Source organism: Streptomyces sp. JK94 (assembly GCF_053613315.1).
This window is the reverse complement of the sequence record NZ_JBSICH010000023.1, coordinates 1-22,198: the sequence shown is the minus strand read 5'-3', so window position 1 is coordinate 22,198 and position 22,198 is coordinate 1. Positions and strand designations below refer to the sequence as shown.

Genomic DNA, 22,198 nt, shown 5'->3' with positions numbered 1-22,198 from the left:
TGCAGTTCTGCCGGCCGGTCAGACGAGGTTCTCCTGCGCCGCGATGGACTCGATGTCGGCCGGGCTGCCGGACATGATCGTGCGGACGTGCCGGGTGACCAGCTCCACGGGCCAGTCCCACCACGCGGCCCGCTGGAGCCGGGCGACGTCGTCGGCGTCGTACCGGGTGCGCAGGGGCCGGGCCGGGTTGCCACCGACGACGGTGTACGGCGGGACGTCGCCGGTGACCACCGCGCCCGCGGCGACGATCGCCCCGTCCCCGATGCGCACGCCGGGCAGGACGGTGGCGCCGTAGCCGAACCACACGTCGTTGCCGACGACCGTGTCGCCGCGACCGGGCATGCCGGTGACGAGGTCGAGCGTGGCCTCCGCCCAGGCCCCGCCGAACATGGTGAACGGGAACGTCGACACGCCCATGGTGGGGTGCTCGGCGCCGGCCATCAGGAACCGGGTGCCGGAGGCGATCGCGCAGTACTTGCCGATGACCAGCCTCTCCGGGCCGTAGGCGTAGAGCACGTTGCGCGTCTCGAAGGCGGTGGCGTCGTCGGGATCGTCGAAGTAGGTGAAGTCGCCGACCTGGATGCGTTCGTCGGTGACGAGCGGCTTGAGGAGGACGACTCGGGGGTGCTGGGCGAGCGGGTGCAGGACGCCGGGGTCGGGAGCGGTCATGCGGTGACCTCGATTCTGGCGAGGGAGCCGGTTTCCAGGGCGCACCACAGGGCGCCGTCGTGCGCGGTGATGCCGTGCGGTTCGCTGTCGGGGCGGGACAGTGCGTACGAGGTGATGCTCCCGTCGACGGTGATCCGGCCGACCCGGCCGCTGCCCCACTCGGTGAACCACAGCGCGCCGTCGGGCCCGGCCGTGACCGCGTGCGGCCGGGCCGCCGGGTCGGGCAGCGGGTACTCGGTGATCCCGCCGTCCACGGTGATCCTGCCGATCCGCCCCGCCCCGATCTCGGTGAACCACAGCGCGCCGTCCGGGCCCGCGGCGATACCCACCGGCGCGGCCCCCTCGGCCGGCAGGGGGTAGGAGGTGCCGCGGCCGTCGGTGGTGAGCCGTCCCACGGCGTGCTGCTGGTTGAGGGTGCACCACAGCGCGCCGTCCGGGCCGGCCGCGATGGCGGACGGGAAGGTGCCCGGTGCCGGGTACTCGGTGACCTCGCCGTCCATGGTGACGCGGCCGACGCGGTCGGCCGAGGAGAGCGTGAACCACATCGCTCCGTCCGGCCCGGCGACGATCCCGAACGGCCCGCCCTCGGGGGTCGGGGGCGTGTAGGAGGAGTAGGAGCCGTCGGGGGTGAGGCGGCCGATGCGGTGCGCCCGGTACTCGGTGAACCACATCGCCCCGTCCGGCCCCCGCGCGATGACGGTCGGTCCGGCTCCGACCGGGTGGACGGTGACGCTCCCGTCCCCCGGGTCCCTGCGGGCGACGGCGTCCTGGTGGACGAGGGTGAACCAGAGGGCGCCGTCCGGCCCTTCGGCGAGGGCGTAGGGGCCGGCGTCGGGGCCGCTGACGGTGAACTCCCGCACGGGGCAGGAGCCGACGGCGTGAGCGGTGCCGGTGGCGGTGCCGGTGCCGGCTCTGGGCGGGGTGCCGGTCCCGGCGCCGGCTCCGGGCTCGGTGCCTGGCCCGGCCCCGCGCTCAGCATCGGGGTCGGCGTCGGCGTCGGCGTCGGCATCGTCGTCGGGCTCGGTGCCGGAACCGGTGCCTGTATTGCCGTCGGGTGCGGAGTCGGACCCTGCCCAGGGGCCGGTGCCGGTGCCGGTGCCGGTGCCGGAGTCCGGCCCGGTGCCGAGGCCCGCGAGCCGGCGTCCGACCTCCTCGAACAGCGCCCCGCCGTCCTCCTCGGAGAGATGGAAGGCGTGCTTCATGCCCTCGTGGACGTGCAGCCGTACGCTCACCCCGGCGTCCTGCGCGGCCCGGGCGAACCGCCGGGCGTCGTCCAGCAGCACCTCGTCCCCGCCGACCGCGACCAGCAGCGGCGGAAGCCCGCGCAGATCGCCGTACAGGGGCGACTGCGGCGCCTCGGCGGGGTCCGCGCCGGCGAGGTACTGGGCGCAGAGGGAGGCGAGGACGCTCCGGTCGATGACGTCCTTGCCGTCGTTGGCCGTCAGGGAGTCGCCGGTGAGCGCCAGGTCGGTGACGGGCGAGACGACGACCGCGGCGCCGGGCCGGGGCCCACCGGCCCGCTCGATCTCCAGCAGGGCGGACAGGACGAGCGTCGCCCCGGCCGACTCGCCGAAGAACGCCACGCGCGCGGCGGGAACGCCCTGGGCCAGCACCTCGCGCCAGGCGGCGAGGACGTCCGTGAGGGCCGCCGGGTACGGGTGGGCGGGTGCCCGCCGGTAGTCCACCCGCAGTACGAGGCGGCCGGTGGCCCGGGACAGCCGGCGCGCGAGGGCCCGCTCGGCCTCCGGTGCGGTGTGCGCGAACCCGCCGCCGTGTACGTAGACGACGACGCCGTCGCCGTCGTTGATGTCGGTCCCCTCAATGTATTCGTTCATCACGAGGAACGTATGCAGGGCGGAAGGTGACCGTCAACGTAATATTACTACCGGGGTAACATTCTCGCCATGGGACCGACCACACCGGCGCTGGGCCTCCGCGAGGCCAAGAAGCGTGAGACGCGGCAGCTGATCTCCGACCGGGCGACCGCGCTCTTCGTCGCGCAGGGCTTCGAGCGCACGACGATCGCCGAGATCGCCGACGCCGCCCGCGTCGCCAAGAAGACGGTGACGAACTACTTCCCGCGCAAGGAGGACCTGGCCCTCGACCACCAGGACCAGTTCGTCGCCTCCCTGGCCGGCACCGTGGCCGCGCGTGAACCGGGCGAGACCCCGCTGGCGGCCCTGCGCCGTGCCTTCCTGGCGGCGGTGGCGGCCCAGGACCCCGTCGCGGGCTTCGCCGGCCCGGTCCTCGCCCGCATGATCGCCGACAGCCCCACCCTCACCTCGTGCCTGCGCGGCCTGCACGACCGGCGGGAGGAGGCGCTGGCCGAGGCGCTGGCCGAGGCGACGGCCACCTCGGCCGGGGACATCACGCCCCGCACGGCCGCGGCGCTGCTGGGCGGGGTCCACCGCGTCCTGTTCACCCGCATCCGGGAACTGACGCTGGCGGGCCGCGCCAACCCGGAGATCGCACAGGTGCTGACACGTGAGGCCCGGCAGGCCTTCGACCTGCTGGCACCGTCGCTGGCGGAGTACGGCCGCGGCTGAACCCCCGGCCGACCCGCGCCGCTGGGACCCGGACGGCGCCGTCCGACCCGTGCGGCCGAGTCCCGGACGGCGCTGGCCGACCCGTGCGGCCGAGTCCCGGACGCGCCGCCGTACCGAGGCGGCCGGGCGCGTCCGTCTCGCGGGTGGCACACCGTCGGGGAAACCCCGGCGGGCCGGGGCATAGAATGTGGTTCCATGCCGAAGCCTGACGAGCTGATCGTTGACATCGCCGCCCTTGTGGAGTCCGGGCAGAGCAACCAGATGTCCCTGACCGTGGTCACCGGTGGTGCTGTCATCACCGGTCGCCTGGCTCCCGAAGCCGTGTGGCGGCAGAGGGTGTCCGAGGTGCTGGCGGACTCCGCCCGCCTGGCCGACTTCGCCGCCGTCTTCGACGGCCCCGCGAAGAAGGACGGGCCGCCCACGCACCTGCACTTCCACGTCGCCCGCATCCTGCAGGGCACGGTGGGCATCCCGGAGACGGGCGGGATGTACCGCATCGCGATCGAGGACGTCAGCGCCTGGACCGTGGGCGACTTCAGTTACTCCTACTCCCACCGCTGACCCGCGTGCCGCACCGAAAGCGGCACGGCACGAGACGAGGGCCCTGCCGGCACGTGCCGGCAGGGCCCTCGTCGCTCCGTCTCGCCGGAGCCCGTCCCGCGGGTCAGGCGGGCAGGGGGGAGCCGAGCAACGCGGAGGCCCGCTGCAACGGGCTCTCGACGCGCGCGGGTGCCGCCTCGGATGGCGTACGGCAGGTGAAGCCGAGCCGGGCCATGGCCCGCAGCACTTCGGCGGCACTGAAATCCCGGCGGTCCTGGCGGGTGAGGACCTGGCCGACCTGCTTGGCGGGGTAGTGGCGCCTTCCGATGATCACGGACTCGCCGGTGACCGGTTCGGGCTTGACGCCCTTCATGGACTCCAGCACGCCGCTCCGGGTCAGGTCGAACGGGAAACGGGCGATGACACAGCGCACGATGCCTCACAGGGAGAAGGAAAGACGTGGCCGACCGCCGTACGGCGGTTCAGCGGGAGAGGGCGAGAACGCCCGGAGTGGTGCCGTGTCCGTCGGCGACGGACACGGCGACGGTGTCGGCGACGTCCCGCAGGCGGATCCGGTCCGTGTACGCGGAACTGTCGCGGACGGCCGTGAGCCCCGCCCGGGTGACGAGGCCGGTGCGCAGACCGTCCCCGTCGGAGACGACCAGGTGGCCCGTACGGGCGGCGGCCATCACGGACAGCGCCACCTCCACGGTCATGTCCTCCCAGACCTGCGGCCCGGCCGCGTCCGTGGTGTCGGCCACCGTGCCGTGCACGGGGCGGTCACTCGCCGGGCGGAACGGCGACTGGAGCAGCGTCAAAGAGTGCCTCCTGCGGAGATGGGCCGGCTGACTGAGCACCGCGCGTCTACGCCGCCGTGGCGGTGGACTGCCGCGGGAAGGCGCGCCGGGCCGCCGAGGCGGGGCGGCGCCGGCCGCGTGAGGTGGCGCCGCGCTTCTTGGGGCGGTCGGTCACCGGTGCGGTGATGACGACCGGGACCCCGGTCGGCGGCTGGGCGCCGGTGATGCGGTGCAGGGCCTCGTCGCCCACCCGGACCTGGGTGGTCCGCGGGACGATGCCGGCCGCTGCCATGAGGCGGGTCATACCGCGCCGCTGGTTCGGGGTGACCAGGGTGACGACGCTGCCGGACTCGCCGGCGCGGGCGGTGCGGCCGCCGCGGTGCAGGTAGTCCTTGTGGTCGGTCGGCGGGTCCACGTTGACGACCAGGTCGAGGTTGTCGACGTGGATGCCGCGGGCCGCGACGTTGGTCGCCACCAGCACGTTGACGTGCCCGGACTTGAACTGATCCAGCGTGCGGGTGCGCTGCGGCTGCGACTTCCCGCCGTGCAGGGCGGCGGCCCGCACCCCGCTGTTCAGGAGATGGGCGGTGAGGCCGTCGACCGCGTGCTTGGTGTCCAGGAACATGATCACGCGGCCGTCGCGTGCGGCGATCTGGGTGGTGGCCGTGTGCTTGTCGGCGCCGTGGACGTGCAGCACGTGGTGTTCCATCGTCGTGACCGCGCCGGCCGAGGGGTCGACGGAGTGCACGACGGGGTCGGTCAGGTAGCGGCGGACGAGCAGGTCGACGTTGCGGTCGAGGGTGGCGGAGAACAGCATCCGCTGGCCCTCGGGGCGCACCTGGTCGAGCAGGGCGGTGACCTGCGGCATGAAGCCCATGTCGGCCATCTGGTCGGCCTCGTCGAGGACGGTGATGGCGACCTGGTTCAGCCGGCAGGCACCGCGGTCGATGAGGTCCTTGAGACGTCCCGGCGTGGCGACGACGACCTCGGCACCGCCCCGCAGCGCGCTCATCTGCCTGCCGATCGGCATGCCGCCCACCATCGTCGCCATCCGCAGCTTCACGGAGCGGGCGTACGGGGCGAGCGCGTCGGTGACCTGCTGCGCCAGCTCACGCGTCGGTACGAGGATCAGCCCCAGCGGCTGCCCGGCCTCGGCGCGCTGCCCGGCCGTACGGGCCAGCAGCGCCAGCCCGAAGGCGAGGGTCTTGCCGGACCCGGTGCGGCCACGGCCGAGGACGTCCCGGCCGGCCAGGGAGTTCGGCAGGGTCGCGGCCTGGATCGGGAACGGCACGGTCACGCCCTGCGTCCCGAGCGCGGTCAGCAGTTCCCGGGACATGTCGAGATCGGCGAAGCCCTCCACGGCCGGAAGCGCGGGAGTGATCGTCTTGGGGAGGGCGAACTCACCCTGGAGCGCGGCGGGCCGACGGCTGTGACCGCCGGATCGGCTCGGTCCGCCGGATCGGCTCGGCCCGTCGGAGCGGCGCGAGGCCGACGAACCGAAGCGGCTGCCGCCCCTCCCGGAATCGGCACCGCCGTTACGGGTGCGGGCGTAGCGGTCGTTGGAACGTGTGCGGTTCATGCGGAACCTTCCTCGATGCGGCACATATCAAGGAATTCCCGCAGCGTCGAGCAGCACGGTGAATTGCAAGAATGGGCCGGTGGTCGCGACAGTGAATGCGGCCGCGGAAATACGGGCGGGCGCAGGTGCTGTCAGGGGCGATGCGATGGGGGTGTCATGCTCGGGTGCCCGCGATGATGGAGACACGAAGAGGTGTGCCTGCACCCTTGAAGGGCGGTCCCTTTTCGTCCGCAGGTCAGGTCACTGCGAAAAATGCGAGCAGCTGGGGCCCGCACCCCGAAGGATGCGGGCCCCAGCTGCACGTGCGTGTCGGCGTCAGGCGAGAACGATGTTCTCAGCCGTCGGGCCCTTCTGGCCCTGCGCGATGTCGAAGGTCACCTTCTGGCCCTCGAGCAGCTCGCGGAAGCCCTGGGCGGCGATGTTCGAGTAGTGGGCGAACACGTCAGCGCCGCCACCGTCCTGCTCGATGAAGCCGAAGCCCTTTTCCGCGTTGAACCACTTAACGGTACCAGCAGCCATGTCATTCTCCTTTGGGGCTGTGCGTCGGCGTCCGTAGCTCGGACACCGAGTCGCCGCGATGATCACCCCGCCCGGAAAAGACCGGACACACAAAAGCGCTTCCAGCGGCACAGAAACCGGCCGGAGAGAATTTGAATTTTCGGGAACCACAACTGCAACTGAGATCGACAGTAGCACGCCGCGGCGGTCCGTGTGCGGTGAAGAACCGCACGCCGATAATTCCGGCAGAAAATCTGTCAGCTTCCGGCAGAGAATCTGTCAGCGCCTTCCGTCCAAAACTCAGCTCGCGGACACAGCTATTGATTCACCCGCGCCCCAACGTTTCGCGACCCGAAGAAGAGCACCCGTCCCGCGAGGACCACCTCACCGACACGGCGGACACGGACGGCCGGCACGCGAAGGGCGGAGCGGGCGGAGCGGGCGGAGCGGGCGGCGACGGCCGGCGGAGGAGCACCGGACGGTCGAAGTCACTCCAGGAGCACGGCAGTTGCCGTACCGGCCTCCCTCCATGTTCCCGGACCCCGCGTGCTTGTCGCTCCTCGTCCGCACGTCAGCCGGGGCGACGTGCTCCCGGTGAGCCGGATGCGGGTGGCCGACAGGGAAAGGCGCGACTGCTGCGGAGCCGCCCCGACGGCGTACGCGCGCCGTCAGCGGAGGCCGCTTCGGCGGCGCGGCGGAACGCCCCGGCCTCCGGACTGCCAGGGCAGGTGGCGGCGGACCAACGCCTGAGCGAACGGTTCCCCGCCGGCCCGGGCGTAGGCCATCCGCTCCCGTACCTCGCGGAGGGTGCGGGGACGGTACCCGGGACCACCGCAGCAGCTCTGGTGAAAGCCCACACCGGCGTGCAGCAGTACGGAGAGGGTGCGCCAGGCGGCGGTGTCCCGCCTCCTGGGTGCCGCGAAGGCGGAGCCGACGTGGATCAGCGGTTCGGCGCAGCCCGGACAGACCCGGTCGTGGTCGTGGCGGCCGGGATGGGGCTGCTTGTACGCATCCAGGAGATGCTCGGCCACTCCTCGATCACCATCACGGCCGACACGTACACGAGCCTGCTCCCCGAGGCCGACCTCGCCATCGCCGAGGCCGCAGCCCGGCTCGTACCGCGTGCCCGCGTCAACCCCGAGAACACCGCTCCCCAGCCGGAGCCAGAGCCTGATGACGCGGAGCATCCCGGCCCGGAACCCGTGCCGGATGATGCTGATCCATTGGGAGAAATTTCGGAGATCAACTCTCCGTCCGCTCACGCACCGCTCACGCAAACGGCCCCGGACGAGGAGTCCGAGGCCGAATAGGAGCCCTCCCCGGGGAAGAAATCCCAGGTCAGAGCGATAATGCGTTGTGCCCCCGGCAGGATTCGAACCTGCGACACCCGCTTTAGGAGAGCGGTGCTCTATCCCCTGAGCTACGAAGGCGGGGCTGATTGCCCTGAGCGTCCTGGCCGACGGCTGCGGCGTGTGCCAGGTGGGACCGGGCGGCATGCCGCAGCGCCCGTCAGGGCGCTCGGTCCACAGGGTACCGGATCGGGGCCCGGTCCCGGGGCGGCGGTCAGTCGTGCCCCGGTCCTCGGGAAAGGTCCGGGTCGGTGCGCCGCGCCCCGTTCGCCTCGAAGGGGGCGTCCGCGACCGCGGCGGGCGGCGTGACGCGTAGGCGCGCGAGCACGTCCGGGGCGGCGATGCCCGGCAGGAGCAGCCGCCACATGGTCCGCACGCGCTGCACGAGGTCCCGGCGCCGGCTGTACACCTGTGACATCAACTGGACGCCGATGAACGCGCCCACGATGAACTGGGTGACCTCCTCCAGGTCCACACCGGGCAGTACCTCGCCCTGCCGCGCGGCGACCTCGAGCAGGCCGAGGATGGTAATGGCCGACTGCTGGTGCGGCGTCACGCCGGGGTGGCCGAACGAACTCTGCTCGACGGTCAGCCGCACGCTCGCGCGCAGGACCGGATCGGTTTGCAGCCGACGGGCGTACTCCAGGGTGAGGTCCACCACCGCCTGCAGTTTCACCGGCTGTTCGGGGACCACGAGGGCCTCGCTCCGCGCCGCCACCAGGGCCGCGGCGACGGCCTCCTTGGAGGGGAAGTGGTGGTAGAGCGCGCCGCGTGTCAGCCCGCTGCGCGCCAGGATCTCGTTGGTACTCGCCGCGTCGTAGCCGCGTTCGTCGAAGACTCGCGCAGCCGCCTCCAGGATCGAGCGCCGCGACCGCTCCCCCCGCTCCTGCACTGCCATCTCGTCCTCGAGTTCCTCTTCACGACATGTTCTGTCTGGCAGACCAAACCGACCTGTCTGTATTTTAGCGGGCAGCAAGGTCATGGTGACCAGCGCAGAGAGCTTTGCGCCGGTGTGGTCGTTCGCCCTGCCCGCAGAGAGACAAGGTGTCTGGCATGTCGCGCACGCTTAGTACCGTTGTTCCTGATCAGCGCACCAACACAGGGGCCCGGCCCACGGCCGCGGCGCCCCGCGAGCACGTTCACCGCGCCGCCGTCCCCGGAGAGTTCCTCACCCGCTGGGAAGCGGACGGCAACGACCGGAACGGCGAGACGGTCCTCACCGCCACCGTGGTCCTGCGCCCGAACGGTTCCCGGTGACGGGGCGGTCGGTGCCCACCCTCGTGGTCACCGGAGCCGGCGGTTTCATCGGCGGCCACGTGGTCCGGGAGGCCGCACGCCTCGGTGTCACCCTGCGGCTGACGGCTCACGACGCGCGAGTGCGCGCGGACACGCCCCGCACCACGGTCGTCCCCGCGAACCTCGCCGGCCCGGACACGCTGCGCGGCCTGTGCGACGGTGCCGACGCCGTGCTGCACTGCGCCTCCCTGATCGGTGGCCCGGACGCCCTGTGCGAAGCGGTCAACGCCCGTGGCACGGCCGCGCTCGTCGCCGAGGCCGGCCGGGCGGGCGTCGGCCGGTTCGTCCAGCTCAGTACCGCCGCGGTGTACGGCAGGGGCACGTTCCGGTGCGCCCGGCCGCAGGACCTGGACCGGGCGCCGGTGTCGGTCACCTCGCGCACCCGGGCGGCCGGCGAGGACGCCGTACTGGCCGCGGGCGGCACGGTCGTCCGCCCCCACATGGTGTACGGCCGGGGGGACACCCGGGTGGTGCCCGCGCTGGTCCGGCTGCTGCGGGTCCTGCCCGGCACCGTGGAGGGCTGGCGCGCACGGGTCTCCGTCATCGCCGCCGAGGACCTCGCGCGGGCCCTGGTCGCCGTGGCCCTCGCGCCCGCCGAGCGGCTCACCGCGCCCGTGTACCACGCCTGCCATCCGCAGCCCGTGCCCTGGCACACGCTGCTGCCTACGGTGGCCGGCGTCGCGTCCGTTCCGTGGCCCGAGCGCGACCTGTCCCTCGACCAGGCGTACGACGTGCTGCGGGCGCGCGGGGGGTCCCGGCACGACCTCGACATGCTGGTCAGCGACCACTGGTTCGACGCCGACCCGCTGTGGAAGGACGTGGACGAGCTGCCGGGACCGGCATTCGGGGAGAGCTTCGCCCGGCACGCGGACTGGTACCGCCGGTCACTGGCCCCGTCGGACGGACGCTGACCGGTCGGCGGGCCCGTCTCGTGCGGGCGAGGGGCTGCCCGAGCCCGACGTCGATCCCTTCTCCTTGGCCGTGGCCAAGCCCGGGGCCGACTGAGGACGCCGCCGTCCGCCTCGGTCAGCCGCCGCAGGACGGCGATGCCGCGCAGCAGCGCCGCGACGGCCTCGGCCGGTACCCCCGCGTCCGGCACGGCGGTGTCCCCGCCCGGCACGGCGGTGTCCCCGCCCGGCGCGGCGGAGTCCCCGTCCGGGTACGGCGGTCTCCCCGCCCGGGAGGGCGGCTGCCCCGCACTCGGTGGCTGCCGGTCACTCGCGGCTGCCCCGCACTCGGTGGCTGCCGGTCACTCGCGGCTGCCCCGCACTCGGTGGCTGCCGGTCACTCGCGGCTGCCCCGCACCCGGTGGCCGCCGTCATCCGCGGGTGACCCGTACCCGGTGGTCGCCCTCGGCGTCAGCGCCCGACACCGCGATCGTGATGCCGTGGCGCGGGTCCTCGAAGGTCTCGCCCGGGGTGAAGGCGGCGTCCGAGAGTTCGGCGTGGACGTTGGGGCTGCGGGTGCAGCCGCCGCTGTCCCGGCGGGAGTCGTAGACCGTCACCGGGCCCATCCCGGTGTCCACGTCCGCGTCGATCTTGTAGATCAGCACGCCCGGCCGGCACACCGTCTCGTCGTTGCCCTCGCGGGTGCGCAGCTCGACCGCGTACCCGGTCCTGCCGTCCAGCGGGACGACGACCACCTTGTCGCCGCCCTTGCGGGCCAGCGGTGTCAGCGTGTACTCCGCCGTCCCCGGCGCCGACGCGCAGTGCACCTGGGAGGGGTCCAGCCAGCCCAGTTTCCACTTGTGCCAGCCGAGGAGGTCGTTGTTGGAGCCCCAGTCCTCGCTCATGATGTCCCAGTGCCCGACCGCGCCCCCGCCCTCCTGGGTGTAGAGGTCGGGGAGGCCGAAGACGTGGCCGTTCTCGTGGGGCAGGACGCGGTAGCCCGTCTCGTCGTAGGAGCCGGAGCCGTCGTCCTGCCGGGAGTAGACGAAGGAGGCGTTGGCCACCGGGACGCCGTCGGCGACCGGGGCCTCCTCGTTGCCGGCGAAGGTGACGGACAGGACCGTGTCCAGGGCGGACGGGCCCGCGTTCGGGGTGACCAGCACGTTCAGGAGGTCGTACGCCTGGAAGTCCACCTTCGCGTCGGCTTCCGCGACCAGGTCCTGGACCAGGTGCCGGTAGCCGGGTTCGAAGGGGGCGCCGCGCTCTATCCCGTACTCGGCGAACGACTTCGGCATGCGCAGCCAGTCGCGGACCGGGGTCTCGGGGCGGTAGTCGAGCCGGCCGTAGGAGCTGGTGCGGAACCATTCCTCGGTCTGCGGGAAGAACTCCGCGTACCGGTCGGTCGCCTTGCCCTCGCCGGGCGCGTCGGAGAAGTCGATCATCAGGGTGAGGGCGCGGACGGTGCCGGTGGAGCGGGCGTAGCCGGCGGAGGTGGGGACGCCCTCGGACATCTGGATCTCGGGACCGCCGCTGATCATGCAGGGGCCGTGCGCGGAGGAGCGGGAGAGGGCGGCCGGGCCGGGGCCCGCCGCGGTGGTGTCCGGCGCGGGTCCGCCGGTGCCGGCCGAGGTGCTGACCGCGAAGGTCACGACGGTGACGGTGGCGATCGCGGCGAGCCGGCGCGGGCGTATCCGGCTGCTCGGCGGCTGCACCTGCGGCGGCTGCATGCAGACCTCCCGGACCACGGCAGCCGCCGGACACCGGCTGCACCCTTGCGATCACCCTGTGCCGAGGGGTGGGCGGGCGCGCGCTGGAGGAGCCGATCGTGGGTTTCTCGCCGGTAGCCGCCGACCGGGGGACGGAAGGACCGGGGAGGCGGAGGTGTGTGACGCAGGTCACGGTGTTCTTCCCGGAAGCAGGGAAATAACCGGGGACCGTTTCCCCGTTCAGCTCTGTGTCCGAGCGAAACGGGGACTCCCTCCCCGGATCGCCCATCGCCAGCCGACTCGTCCGAGGAGTACGCCGTGCAGACCGCAACCCCCGAGCAGCGCAAGGTGACCCGGCCGCGCGCCGACGCCCTGCGCAACCGGGAGCGGATCACCGCCGCCGCCCGTGAGATGTTCGTCGAGCACGGCCCCGACGTGCCGCTCGACGACATCGCCCGCCGGGCCGGCGTCGGCAACGCCACGGTGTACCGCAACTTCCCCGACCGCGACGCCCTCGTCCGCGAGGTCGTCTGCTCGGTCATGGACCGTACGGCACGGGCCGCCGAACTCGCGCTCGCGGAGACCGGCGACGCCTTCGGGGCGCTGGAGCGCTTCGTGCACGTCGCCGCCGACGAGCGGATCAGCGCCCTGTGCCCCATGGTCTCCAGCACGTTCGACCAGCACCACCCCGACCTGGAGGCGGCACGCGAACGGGTCGAGCGACTCGTCGCCGAGGTCATGGACCGGGCGAAGAAGGCCGGTCAGCTCCGTACCGATGTGGGCGTGGGCGACCTGATGATCACCGCCGCCCAGCTCAGCCGGCCCCCGGCCGGCACGGGGTGCCTGAACGCCGACCGGTACGTCCACCGCCACCTGCAGCTGTTCCTGGACGGGCTGCGGGCCCCGGCCCGCTCCGCCCTGCCGGGCGCCGCCGTGACCATGGAGGAGCTGCGCCGGCCCCGCGACCAGTAGTTCCGCCGTTTCCACGCGACGCGTGACCCGACCCGCCTGAGCAGCGGACGGCGGCCCCCGCGGCCGTCGCCGTGGGCCCGGTCGTCCCTTTGCCCGTCCTACTCGTCCTGCCCTTCTTGCCCGTATTTTTCCGTCACGAAGTCCCGAAGTGGGTATCCCCATGTCTGACACAGCCGTCAAGGCTCCCGGCGTCCCGGACGCCGGACGCTGGAAAGCGCTCGTCTTCATCGCGCTCGCCCAGCTGATGGTCGTCCTCGACGCCACCATCGTGAACATCGCCCTGCCCTCCGCGCAGCAGGACCTCGGCATCTCCGACGGCAACCGGCAGTGGGTCGTCACGGCCTACGCCCTCGCCTTCGGCGGTCTGCTGCTGTTCGGCGGCCGGATAGCCGACCTGTGGGGCCGCAAGCGCACCTTCGTCGTGGGGCTGGCCGGTTTCGCCGTCGCCTCGGCGCTCGGCGGCGCGGCCACCAACGAGGCGATGATGTTCGGCTCCCGCGCCCTCCAGGGCGTCTTCGGCGCCCTGCTCGCGCCCGCCGCGCTCTCCCTGCTCGCCGTGATGTTCACGGACGCCAAGGAGCGGGCCAAGGCCTTCGGCATCTACGGGGCGATCGCCGGCGGCGGTGGCGCCGTGGGCCTGATCCTCGGCGGTTTCCTCACCGAGTACCTGAACTGGCGCTGGACGTTCTTCGTGAACATCCCGTTCGCGGTCGTCGCCGCGGCCGGTGCGTACCTCGTCATCCGCGAGCCGCAGGGCAGCCGCAACCGCTCGCCGCTCGACATCCCCGGTGTGATCCTCTCCACCCTGGGTCTGGTCGCGCTCGTCTACGGCTTCACCCGTGCCGAGTCCGAGGGCTGGAGCGACGCGGTGACGGTCGGCATGTTCGTCGGTTCCGCGGTGCTGCTGCTCGCCTTCGTACTCGTCGAGGCGAGGGTCAAGAGCCCGCTGCTGCCCCTGCGCGTGATCACCGAGCGCAACCGGGGCGGGATCTATCTCTCGCTGGGCCTGGCGATCATCGCCATGTTCGGCCTGTTCCTCTTCCTGACCTACTACCTGCAGATCGTGAAGGGCTACACGCCGGTGAAGACCGGCTTCGCCTTCCTGCCGATGATCGCGGGCATGATCACGGGCTCCACGCAGATCGGCACCCGCCTGATGACCCGGGTCGCGCCCCGGCTGCTGATGGGCCCGGGCTTCCTGGTCGCCGCCCTCGGCATGCTGCTGCTGACCCGGCTGGAGGTCGACACCTCCTACGCCGCGGTGCTGCTGCCCGGCATGCTGCTGCTCGGCCTCGGCATGGGTACGGCCTTCATGCCGGCCATGTCCCTGGCCACCATGGGGGTGGAGCCGCGGGACGCCGGTGTCGCCTCGGCGATGGTCAACACCTCGCAGCAGGTGGGCGGTGCGATCGGTACGGCGCTGCTGAACACGATCGCCGCCTCGGCCACCACGTCCTACATCACCGACCACATCGGCGGCGCCACCTCCCCCGCCCAGCAGCGGCTGGTCCAGCTCGAGGGCCAGGTGCAGGGCTACACCAGTGCGATCTGGTTCGCCGTCGGCATCCTGGTCGTGGCCGCCGCGATCGCCCTGACCTTCGTCAACGCCGGGCGTCCGGGCGGCGCCGCCGTCACGGGTTCCGGTTCGGACGACGTGGTCGAGGGCGAGCTGCCGGTGCCGGTCGTCGCCCACTGACGCCGGACGCCGTACCCCTTCGGGTCCTCTGATCCATCCGTGCGCAGGGGGAGGGGACGCCCCCGGCGCACGGCTCCCAGGACCTGCCCCGGCCGCGTGTTCAGCGCAGCCAGGGCAGGTCCGCACCCGCTCCACTGGGCTGAAGTCCCTCGGCGACGATCCGCATGATCTCGCCGAGGGACTTCTGCTGTGCGGGGGTGAGCCGGTCGAACACGGCCTGGCGTACGGCGTCCACGTGGCCCGGCGCGGTCCGGCTCAGCACTTCGTACCCCTCGTCCGTGAGGATCGCGAACTGGCCGCGCTTGTCGGAGGGGCAGTCCTCGCGGCGCACCCAGCCGTTCTTCTCCAGGCGGGCGACCGCGTGCGAGAGGCGGGAGCGGGTGATCTTCGCGTACCGGGCCAGCTCCGTCATCCGCAGCCGCCGGCGCGGCGACTCGGCGAGTTTGACCAGCAGGCCGTAGTAGACGTGCGGCATGCCCGCGTCGCGCTGGAGCTGACGGTCGAGGTGGTCCTCGAGGAGGGTGGCGGCCTCGATGTAGGAGCGCCAGACGCGCTGTTCCTCGTCGGTGAGCCAGCGGGGCTCGTCGGCGGGGGCCGGGTTGGGTGCCGTGTTCATGTATCCCATCGTACGGAACCACTTCTTGAAAATTAAACAAAGGGGGCGTAGATTCGCGGCGAAGGACGTTTGAGAGTTCAAGTACCTCGGGAGCCGCCTCCATGTCCGCCGCCCCTCAGGAGCGCATGCCCGCCCTCTACCTCAGTCACGGCGCCCCGCCGCTCGCCGACGACCCCGTCTGGCCCGGCGAACTCGCCGCGTGGGCCGCCGCCCTGCCGCGCCCCACGGCCGTCCTCGTCGTCTCCGCCCACTGGGAGGAGGCCCCGCTCGCCCTCGGCGCCACCAGGACCGTCCCCCTGGTCCACGACTTCTGGGGCTTCCCGGAGCACTACTACCGGGTGCGGTACGGGGCCCCCGGCGCCCCCGCGCTCGCCGAGTCCGTACGCAAGCTGCTGCGCGCCCCCGGCACGCCCGTGCAGGACGTCCCCGACCGAGGCCTCGACCACGGCGCGTACGTCCCCCTGGTCGAGATGTATCCCGGCGCCGACATCCCGGTCCTCCAGGTGTCCCTGCCGACCCTCGATCCGGCACGGCTCATGGAGACCGGCCGCAGGCTCGCGCCGCTGCGCGACGAGGGTGTGCTGATCATCGGCTCCGGCTTCTTCACCCACAACCTGGCCGCGCTGCGCCAGGCCGGTGTCCCCGCCTGGTCCGCGGAGTTCGACGACTGGGGCCGGCGGGCGCTGGACGCCGGTGACGTGGACGGGCTGCTCGACTTCACCCGCAAGTCCCCGGCGGGCCTGCTCGCCCACCCGCGTACCGAGCACTTCGCCCCGCTGTTCGTGGCGATGGGGGCGGCGGACGCGGCCGGCGAGCTGGACCTGCGCCGCTCCGTGATCGACGGGTTCTGGATGGGGCTGGCCAAGCGGTCGGTGCAGTTCGGCTGACCGCGGGGGATGGGGGTGGGAGGGAGCGGGGGCGGGGGAGGGACCCCGCCGGGGTGGAACGGAGGAGTCCAGAGCGGCTTCTCGTACCAGGCCACGTCCCAGTGGCGGCCGAACTTGCGGCCCACCTCACGGTACGTGCCGACGTACCGGAAGCCGAAGCGCTCGTGCAGCCGGGTGGAGGCGTCGTTCGGCTGGGCGATGCCGGCGTAGGCGCGGTGCAGGTCCTCCTCGGCCGGCGCCTCGAAGAGGGACGTGTGGAGGAGCGTGCCGACGCCGCGCCCGGCGGCCCGCGGGGCGACGTGGACGGTGGTCTCCACCGAGGTCCCGTACGCCGGCTTTGCGCGGTAGGGGCTGGATGTGGCCTACCCCAGAATCTCCTGTGAGTCCGCGTCCGCGGCAACCCTCAGCCGGTACGGGCCGTCTTCAGGGTGGGAGAGCAGCCAGGGGCGGCGCTCCTGCGGAGTGAAGGGCTCGGTGTCGAACGTGATGGGCGTCTCACGCACGTAGTGGTTGCAGAGGTCGGTGAGGGCCTCGAGGTCACCCCCGATCCCCGGCCTGACCTGGACCTCCGCGCGCCCCATCGGCACCGTCCCTCCCCTTGCGGCGGCACAGGGTACTGCATGATCAGAAAAATCGAGGGGTGGGTGGGGAATTCTGTCCGGATTCCAGTCGTTGTTTCCATCGGATGCAGGGCACCCGAGGAGAGTCCCGAAAGAGACCGGAGCGTTCCGGGAATGGATCCGGGACCGGAGACAACCCCACATGGTGACCGACGTCCGCAGGACCACCCGCTGAACCACCATCGCAAGGGAGCACGCATGGCAACCCGTGCCGTCGCCCGTCGTAAGTCCGCCACCGGCGAGACGAGCGACGCGGCAACCAGCGTCCGCGCCAACGGCGGCGAGCTCGCCGACCGCGATCTGGTCGGCATGTACCTCGACGAGATCGCACGGACCCCGCTGCTCGACGCCGCCAAGGAGGTCGAGCTGTCCCAGGCCATCGAGGCGGGTGTGTTCGCGCGGCAGGTCCTCGAAGGCTACGAGGAGACCGGGGCGGACGCCACCCGGGAGGAGCTCGAGGCCCTGATCGAGGAGAGCGAGCGGGCGAAGGACGTCTTCATCCGTTCCAACCTCCGCCTCGTCGTCGCGGTGGCCCGCCGTTACCCGCGCAGCGGCCTGCCCCTCCTCGACCTGATCCAGGAGGGCAACGCCGGCCTGGTCCGCGCGGTCGAGAAGTTCGACTACCGCAAGGGCTTCAAGTTCTCCACGTACGCGACCTGGTGGATCCGTCAGGCCATCACCCGGTCCATCGCCGACCAGTCCCGCACCATCCGGCTGCCCGTCCACCTGGTGGAGGAGCTGGGCCGCATACGCCGGGTGCAGCGCGAGTTCAACCGCGAGCACGGGCGCGACCCGGAGCCCGCGGAGATCGCCGCCGAGCTGGGCTCGAAGCCGGAGCGCGTCACCGACGTCCTCGACTGGGCCCGCGACCCCGTCTCGCTGAACATGTCGGTGGACGACGAGGGCGAGACCCAGTTCGGCGACCTGCTGGAGGACACCTCCGCCGTGTCGCCCGAGCAGTCGGTGATGACGCTGCTGCGCAGCGAGGAGCTGGACGACCTCATCGGCCGCCTCGACCCGCGCACGGCCTCCATCATCAAGATGCGGTACGGCATCGACGACGGCCGCGAGCGCACCCTGACCGAGGTCGGCAAGGAGCACGGGCTCACGCGTGAGCGCATCCGCCAGATCGAGAAGCACGCGCTGCTGGAGCTGAAGAAGCTGGCCCGCGACACCGGCTTCGAGGCGGCGGCGTAGGCCGAGCGCAGGCCAGGCGGTGATACGGCCCGCCCGGGCGGTGACACGGCCCGTCCGGGTCGTCGCCGACGGCCGTGATGGAGGGGCGTGGCGTGATGCGTGGGGCGTACGCCGGTGGCCGAACCCCGCGCAAAGATGGCCGTACAACGCTGCTTCAACCGGCGGGGGCCCGGGAAAAACAACTCCGGGCCCAGCAGACCGGCCCGGGGCACTGCTCCCGGACCCGCCCTCGGGCACCTTCGGACCACAGTCCCGCCGCAATCCCCCCGGCGCCGGGACTCTCCCGGCCGGGCCCGGCGCCTCTCCCCCCGGGGCGCCGGGCCCGGCTTCTCTCGTGCGGGAGTGCGGACGGCCGCGCGCCGGGGGCGTGGCGGGGTGGCGGGACACCCCGGACCTGAACCCCGGGGTGGCCCGCCGGATGGCAGATTCTGCCACAGCGGCATAGCCTGCCGAAGTGAGCAGCACCGCCCCGGCATCGTCCGGTACCTCGGTCCCAGCAGCGTCCGGTACCTCGTCCTCGGCCTCGGCCTCGGCCTCGGCCTCGTCCGGCGGCCCCGCGTCGCCCGCCGGCGCGGCTCCGTCCGGCACCCCGGCCCCCTTCGGCGGCCCCGCGTCCCCTGCCGGTCAGGCCCCGTCCGGCATCTCGGCCTCGGCTGGCGGTCCGGCTTCGTCCGGTGACTCCGTACCGCCCACCGCTGCGCCCGGTGGCCCCGCGTCGTCCGGTGGCCCGGTGGCCGGTTCCGGGGCGCTCTCCCTGACCGAGCGGCGCAAGGCCGAGACCCGGATGGCCATCGCCCGCGCGGCGGCCCGCCTCTTCGTCGCCCAGGGGCTGCGGGCCACCAGGGCCGAGGACATCGCCCGCGCCGCCGGTGTCGCCCCGCGCACCTTCTACCGCTACTTCGCGACCAAGGAGGAGGCCGTCGCCCCGCTCTACGCGCTGGGCGCCGACCGCTGGGCGGCGGCGGTGCGCGAGGCCCCCGCCGCGCTGTCCCCGTCCGAGGCCCTGGAACACGCCGCGCGCCACACGCTGACGCCGGGTGCCGGCGTCTCGGCGTCGTCCTGGGAGTCGGCCCGCACGCTCATCCGGCTGGCCGGGAGCAGCCCGGCACTGCGCAAGGTGTGGGCCGAGGTCTGCCAGACGACGGAGCGGCGTCTCGTGGAGGTGCTGGCCGCCCGGCTGTCCGGCGGTGACGACAACGTTGCCGCCCGACTGAGGGCCGCGCCCGATCTGCACTTCGGCGCCGCCGTGGCGGGGGCGGCCGTGCGGGTGGCCGTGGAGCACTGGGCTCGCGCCCCCGAGGCGGCACGCGGCCCTCTCGAGCCGGCACTGCGGAACCTGGAGAGGATGCGGGGATTCGCCTGGGAGGCCGGGCCCACGGGGTAGGGGCGGCGACCGGGAGGGCACCGGTGGCCGCGACCCGGCAGGGTGGTGATCGCGTGGGGCTTCCGTTCCGTGGCCCGGCAGGGTGGTGAATCGCGTGGGGCTTTCGCCCCGCGGCCCGCCCGGCAGGGTGGTGATCGCCTGGGGCCTCCGTGCTCGCGGTCCGGCAGGGGCGGTGCTCGCGTCGGACGTCCCTGCCCGCGGGACCGAGGTCATCGCGCCTCGGCCGCCCTCGTCAGTCGCGCCCCCAGCCCCCGTACGCACTCCACGAGTTCCGCCGGCTCCCGGACCCGGAAGTCCACGTCCAGCATCACCAGACGTACGGCCATCCACTCCACGGCGTCGGACACGGTCGCCCGCAGGACGCACGACGCACCCCCGTCCGTCGCTTCCGGCGCCCCCACCCACCGCGGCAGGCGAGCCGCGACGACCTCGGCCGGCGCGTCGAAGGCGACCACGATCTCGTACGACTCGCCGTGCCGCTGCATCGAGCGCCGCAGGTACTCCGCCGCGCTGCCGGTCGGCAACTCGCGCGGAGCGAAGCGCGCCCCGGTCGCGAACGGTTCGCTCACCCGGTCCACCCGGAAGGTCCGCCAGTCCTCCCGGCCGAGGTCGTAGGCGACCACGTACCAGCGGCGCCCCGTCGACACCAGCCGGTACGGCTCCGTCACGCGTCGCGACTCGGTGCCGTCCCCCGCGCGGTAGGCGAACCGCAGCCGCTCCCGCCCGGCCACCGTCGAGGCCATGACGGTCAGCGTCTCGGGCGCGATGTTCGGGCCGTCCCCGCTGGTCAGCGGTGTCGTCGCGGCCTGGAGCGTGGCGACGCGGTGGCGCAGCCGCGCCGGCAGCACCTGTTCCAGCTTGGCCAGTGCCCGTACCGACGCCTCGTCCAGGCCCTCCACCGCGTGCCCGGCCCCGGCGCGCAGCCCGACCGCGATCGCCACCGCCTCCTCGTCGTCGAGGACGAGCGGTGGCATCGCCTTGCCGGCCACCAGCCGGTAGCCGCCGTCGGAGCCCATGGTCGCCTGCACCGGGTAGCCCAGCTCGCGCAGCCGGTCGATGTCCCGCCGGACCGTGCGCCGGGAGACCCCGAGCCGGTCGGCGAGCTCGCCCCCGGGCCATTCGCGGGGCGTCTGGAGGAGGGAGAGGAGCGTCAGGAGCCGGGCCGGAGTGTCCGTCGTCATGCGTCCGAGGATGCCGCACATCTAGGACGCGATCCGTCCTATTGGAGCCATGGCTTTCCGCCATGACCTCCACGCACACCCCCGACCGTCCGTCACCGGCGTCACCGGCGTCACCGGCGTCACCGGCCCGGCCCGCCGCGGGCGACCGGCGCCGCTGGTTCGCCCTCGCGATCGTGATGACCGCCGCCCTCATGGACCTGGTCGACGTCACCATCGTCAACATCGCCATCCCGTCCATCCGGCGGGACGAGGGCGCCTCCTTCAGCCAGATCCAGTGGATCGCCGCCGGGTACGCCCTCGCCTTCGCCGCCGGCCTGATCACCGGAGGGCGGCTCGGTGACATCCACGGCCGCAAGCGGGTGTTCCTCGTCGGTATCGGCGGCTTCACCGTGGCGTCCGCGCTGTGCGGCCTCGCCGTGAACCCGGAGATGCTGGTCGCCTCCCGCATCCTGCAGGGCGCCATGGCGGCGCTGATGGTGCCGCAGGTGTTGTCGATCGTGCACGCCACCTTCCCGGCACACGAACGAGGCAAGGTGTTCGGGCTGTTCGGCGCGGTCGTCGGACTGGGGGCCGTCTCCGGTCCGCTGCTGGGGGCCCTGCTCACCGAGTGGAACCTCTTTGGGCTCGAATGGCGGCCCATCTTCCTCATCAACCTGCCGGTCGGCATCGCGGGGCTCGTCCTGGGCAGCCGCTTCATCACGGAGTCCAGGGCGCCGCGCGCGCTCAGGCTGGACCTGGTCGGCGTCGCCCTGGTCACCCTCGGGCTGCTGATGCTGGTCTACCCGCTCACCCGGGGCCGTGAGCTGGGCTGGCCGCTGTGGGGGCACCTCTCGATGGCCGGGGCGTTCGTCGTCCTCGCGGTGCTGGTGGCGTACGAGCGGCGCAAGACGGCGCGGGACGGGTCGCCGCTGGTGGAGCTGTCGCTGTTCAGGGTGAAGAGCTTCGCGGCGGGCATCGCCGTGCAGACCGTCTTCGGCGTCGCGCTCGGCATCTTCTTCCTGGTGTGGACCCTGTACATGCAGGACGGGCTCGGCTGGAGCCCGTTGCGGGCCGGCCTGACCGGCGTGCCGTTCTCGATCGCCGTCTCCGTGGCGGCCGGTGTGTCGGTCCAGAAGCTGGTCCCGCGCTTCGGACGCAAGGTGCTCCAGGCGGGCGCGCTGGTGATGACGGCCGGAGTACTGCTCTACATCTGGGAGTCCGAGCGGTACGGGCTCGGCATCACCTCCTGGCAGATGGCGCTGCCGCTCGTCGTCATGGGCGTCGGCATGGGCCTGATCGTCGCCCCGCTGACGGACGCGGTGCTGTCCCAGGTGCCGCGTGAGCACGCCGGGGCGGCGTCCGGGCTCATCAACACCGTGCAGCAGATGGGCAACGCGCTGGGACTGGGCCTGGTGTCGGTGGTCTTCTTCGGCACGATGAGCGACCACCTGGCCCCGCCCCGGACAGGCCCCGCCTACGCGGACGCCTTCCAGCACGCGCTGGGCTGGGTGGCCGCCGTGATGGCCGTCATCTTCCTGCTGATGTTCGCGCTGCCCAGGCGTCCGGCCCAGCACGTGGAGGGGGCCCCGGAGGAGGAGCCGGCGGAGCAGCAGGAGCCCGCGCTGGTCTGAGCGCCGCTCCGGGCGACGGGGTGCTGCGCTCCGGGCAAACGGAGCGGGGCCGCTCCGGGCAAACGGGGCGGGGCCGCTCCGGTCAAACGGGACGGGGCGGGCCCGGATGAACGAGGTGGGGCGGGGGGGGGGGCCCCAAGTCAGAGCAACCACACCCCCCCCCCCCCA

General features: G+C 72.8%; 22 protein-coding genes, 1 tRNA gene and 2 pseudogenes. 11 read left to right on the top strand and 14 right to left on the bottom strand.

The features are described from left to right. Positions 1 to 18 precede the first annotated feature (18 nt). From ACVV2G_RS21155 to ACVV2G_RS21145, 3 genes and pseudogenes are all read right to left on the bottom strand, one after another. The gene (locus tag ACVV2G_RS21155) at positions 19 to 669 is read right to left on the bottom strand and encodes a CatB-related O-acetyltransferase (RefSeq protein WP_453844311.1); all 651 of its coding nucleotides are present in this window, start codon (positions 667 to 669) and stop codon (positions 19 to 21) included. Beyond that, positions 666 to 1,529 (bottom strand): Vgb family protein, encoded by an 864-nt coding sequence (locus ACVV2G_RS21150; RefSeq protein ID WP_453844319.1) that lies wholly within the window; start codon positions 1,527 to 1,529, stop codon positions 666 to 668. The genes ACVV2G_RS21155 and ACVV2G_RS21150 overlap by 4 nt, the downstream gene beginning before the upstream one ends. Positions 1,530 to 1,865: 336 nt before the next feature. Further along, a pseudogene (locus ACVV2G_RS21145) lies at positions 1,866 to 2,504 on the bottom strand (alpha/beta hydrolase); the annotation flags it as partial. 69 nt (positions 2,505 to 2,573) lie between these two features. Here ACVV2G_RS21145 and ACVV2G_RS21140 point away from each other — a divergent pair. Both ACVV2G_RS21140 and ACVV2G_RS21135 read left to right on the top strand, forming a co-directional pair. After that, the gene (locus tag ACVV2G_RS21140) at positions 2,574 to 3,215 is read left to right on the top strand and encodes a TetR/AcrR family transcriptional regulator (protein ID WP_453844310.1); all 642 of its coding nucleotides are present in this window, start codon (positions 2,574 to 2,576) and stop codon (positions 3,213 to 3,215) included. Positions 3,216 to 3,410: 195 nt separating this feature from the next. After that, on the top strand, positions 3,411 to 3,776 hold the full coding sequence (locus ACVV2G_RS21135) for a hypothetical protein (RefSeq protein WP_453844309.1): 366 nt from the start codon (positions 3,411 to 3,413) through the stop codon (positions 3,774 to 3,776). 103 nt (positions 3,777 to 3,879) lie between these two features. Here the strand turns inward: ACVV2G_RS21135 and ACVV2G_RS21130 are convergent, their stop codons facing one another. The 5 genes from ACVV2G_RS21130 to ACVV2G_RS21110 all read right to left on the bottom strand — a co-directional run bounded on the left by ACVV2G_RS21130 (position 3,880) and on the right by ACVV2G_RS21110 (position 7,660). Then, positions 3,880 to 4,188: an SCO5918 family protein gene (locus ACVV2G_RS21130; protein WP_453844308.1), complete on the bottom strand. Its 309-nt coding sequence runs from the start codon at positions 4,186 to 4,188 to the stop codon at positions 3,880 to 3,882. Positions 4,189 to 4,237: 49 nt separating this feature from the next. Next, complete coding sequence (locus ACVV2G_RS21125) at positions 4,238 to 4,573, bottom strand: CBS domain-containing protein (RefSeq protein WP_453844307.1); 336 nt, start codon at positions 4,571 to 4,573, stop codon at positions 4,238 to 4,240. A gap of 46 nt (positions 4,574 to 4,619) precedes the next feature. Then, positions 4,620 to 6,131 (bottom strand): DEAD/DEAH box helicase, encoded by a 1,512-nt coding sequence (locus ACVV2G_RS21120; RefSeq protein WP_453844306.1) that lies wholly within the window; start codon positions 6,129 to 6,131, stop codon positions 4,620 to 4,622. Positions 6,132 to 6,446: 315 nt separating this feature from the next. Beyond that, positions 6,447 to 6,650: a cold-shock protein gene (locus ACVV2G_RS21115; protein WP_014145516.1), complete on the bottom strand. Its 204-nt coding sequence runs from the start codon at positions 6,648 to 6,650 to the stop codon at positions 6,447 to 6,449. 647 nt (positions 6,651 to 7,297) lie between these two features. Next, a complete protein-coding gene (locus ACVV2G_RS21110; protein WP_453844305.1) occupies positions 7,298 to 7,660 on the bottom strand; it encodes a deoxyxylulose-5-phosphate synthase in 363 nt (120 codons plus the stop codon). On the opposite strand from ACVV2G_RS21110, the gene ACVV2G_RS21105 reads away from it, so the two are divergent. After that, positions 7,649 to 7,939, top strand: coding sequence for a hypothetical protein (locus ACVV2G_RS21105; protein WP_453844304.1), 291 nt, complete (start codon positions 7,649 to 7,651; stop codon positions 7,937 to 7,939). The two genes, ACVV2G_RS21110 and ACVV2G_RS21105, sit on opposite strands and share 12 nt — an antisense overlap. Before the next feature lie 47 nt (positions 7,940 to 7,986). On the opposite strand, the gene ACVV2G_RS21100 is transcribed toward ACVV2G_RS21105, so the two are convergent. Next, positions 7,987 to 8,059, bottom strand: a tRNA-Arg gene (locus ACVV2G_RS21100). 133 nt (positions 8,060 to 8,192) lie between these two features. Continuing rightward, positions 8,193 to 8,876 carry a ScbR family autoregulator-binding transcription factor gene (locus tag ACVV2G_RS21095; RefSeq protein WP_453844303.1) on the bottom strand — a complete coding sequence of 228 codons (684 nt, stop codon included), beginning with the start codon at positions 8,874 to 8,876 and terminating at the stop codon, positions 8,193 to 8,195. Positions 8,877 to 9,031: 155 nt separating this feature from the next. Between ACVV2G_RS21095 and ACVV2G_RS21090 the strand changes: the two genes are divergently transcribed. After that, the gene (locus ACVV2G_RS21090) at positions 9,032 to 9,235 is read left to right on the top strand and encodes a hypothetical protein (protein WP_453844302.1); all 204 of its coding nucleotides are present in this window, start codon (positions 9,032 to 9,034) and stop codon (positions 9,233 to 9,235) included. A gap of 11 nt (positions 9,236 to 9,246) precedes the next feature. After that, positions 9,247 to 10,185 carry an NAD-dependent epimerase/dehydratase family protein gene (locus ACVV2G_RS21085; RefSeq protein WP_453844301.1) on the top strand — a complete coding sequence of 313 codons (939 nt, stop codon included), beginning with the start codon at positions 9,247 to 9,249 and terminating at the stop codon, positions 10,183 to 10,185. A 407-nt stretch (positions 10,186 to 10,592) separates the two neighbouring features. On the opposite strand, the gene ACVV2G_RS21080 is transcribed toward ACVV2G_RS21085, so the two are convergent. After that, on the bottom strand, positions 10,593 to 11,888 hold the full coding sequence (locus tag ACVV2G_RS21080) for a M6 family metalloprotease domain-containing protein (protein ID WP_453844300.1): 1,296 nt from the start codon (positions 11,886 to 11,888) through the stop codon (positions 10,593 to 10,595). A gap of 297 nt (positions 11,889 to 12,185) precedes the next feature. Between ACVV2G_RS21080 and ACVV2G_RS21075 the strand changes: the two genes are divergently transcribed. Together ACVV2G_RS21075 and ACVV2G_RS21070 are read left to right on the top strand one after the other, a co-directional pair. Then, on the top strand, positions 12,186 to 12,839 hold the full coding sequence (locus tag ACVV2G_RS21075; protein ID WP_453844299.1) for a TetR/AcrR family transcriptional regulator: 654 nt from the start codon (positions 12,186 to 12,188) through the stop codon (positions 12,837 to 12,839). Between the two features lie 160 nt (positions 12,840 to 12,999). Beyond that, positions 13,000 to 14,535 (top strand): MFS transporter, encoded by a 1,536-nt coding sequence (locus ACVV2G_RS21070; protein WP_453844298.1) that lies wholly within the window; start codon positions 13,000 to 13,002, stop codon positions 14,533 to 14,535. A gap of 100 nt (positions 14,536 to 14,635) precedes the next feature. Here ACVV2G_RS21070 and ACVV2G_RS21065 read toward each other — a convergent pair whose 3' ends face one another. Then, positions 14,636 to 15,151 (bottom strand): MarR family winged helix-turn-helix transcriptional regulator, encoded by a 516-nt coding sequence (locus ACVV2G_RS21065; RefSeq protein WP_453844297.1) that lies wholly within the window; start codon positions 15,149 to 15,151, stop codon positions 14,636 to 14,638. A 101-nt stretch (positions 15,152 to 15,252) separates the two neighbouring features. On the opposite strand from ACVV2G_RS21065, the gene ACVV2G_RS21060 reads away from it, so the two are divergent. Further along, the gene (locus tag ACVV2G_RS21060; protein ID WP_453844296.1) at positions 15,253 to 16,038 is read left to right on the top strand and encodes a dioxygenase family protein; all 786 of its coding nucleotides are present in this window, start codon (positions 15,253 to 15,255) and stop codon (positions 16,036 to 16,038) included. A gap of 71 nt (positions 16,039 to 16,109) precedes the next feature. On the opposite strand, the pseudogene ACVV2G_RS21055 reads toward ACVV2G_RS21060, so the two are convergent. Then, a pseudogene (locus tag ACVV2G_RS21055) lies at positions 16,110 to 16,619 on the bottom strand (GNAT family N-acetyltransferase); the annotation flags it as partial. 237 nt (positions 16,620 to 16,856) lie between these two features. Here ACVV2G_RS21055 and ACVV2G_RS21050 point away from each other — a divergent pair. Further along, on the top strand, positions 16,857 to 17,855 hold the full coding sequence (locus ACVV2G_RS21050) for a sigma-70 family RNA polymerase sigma factor (protein WP_453844295.1): 999 nt from the start codon (positions 16,857 to 16,859) through the stop codon (positions 17,853 to 17,855). Between the two features lie 784 nt (positions 17,856 to 18,639). Further along, positions 18,640 to 19,239, top strand: a complete 600-nt coding sequence (locus tag ACVV2G_RS21045; protein WP_453844318.1) for a TetR/AcrR family transcriptional regulator — start codon at positions 18,640 to 18,642, stop codon at positions 19,237 to 19,239. A gap of 209 nt (positions 19,240 to 19,448) precedes the next feature. On the opposite strand, the gene ACVV2G_RS21040 is transcribed toward ACVV2G_RS21045, so the two are convergent. Beyond that, the gene (locus ACVV2G_RS21040) at positions 19,449 to 20,420 is read right to left on the bottom strand and encodes a helix-turn-helix transcriptional regulator (protein ID WP_453844294.1); all 972 of its coding nucleotides are present in this window, start codon (positions 20,418 to 20,420) and stop codon (positions 19,449 to 19,451) included. A gap of 62 nt (positions 20,421 to 20,482) precedes the next feature. Here ACVV2G_RS21040 and ACVV2G_RS21035 point away from each other — a divergent pair, with 62 nt between their 5' ends. Beyond that, on the top strand, positions 20,483 to 22,030 hold the full coding sequence (locus tag ACVV2G_RS21035; RefSeq protein ID WP_453844293.1) for an MFS transporter: 1,548 nt from the start codon (positions 20,483 to 20,485) through the stop codon (positions 22,028 to 22,030). Positions 22,031 to 22,198: the final 168 nt, after the last annotated feature.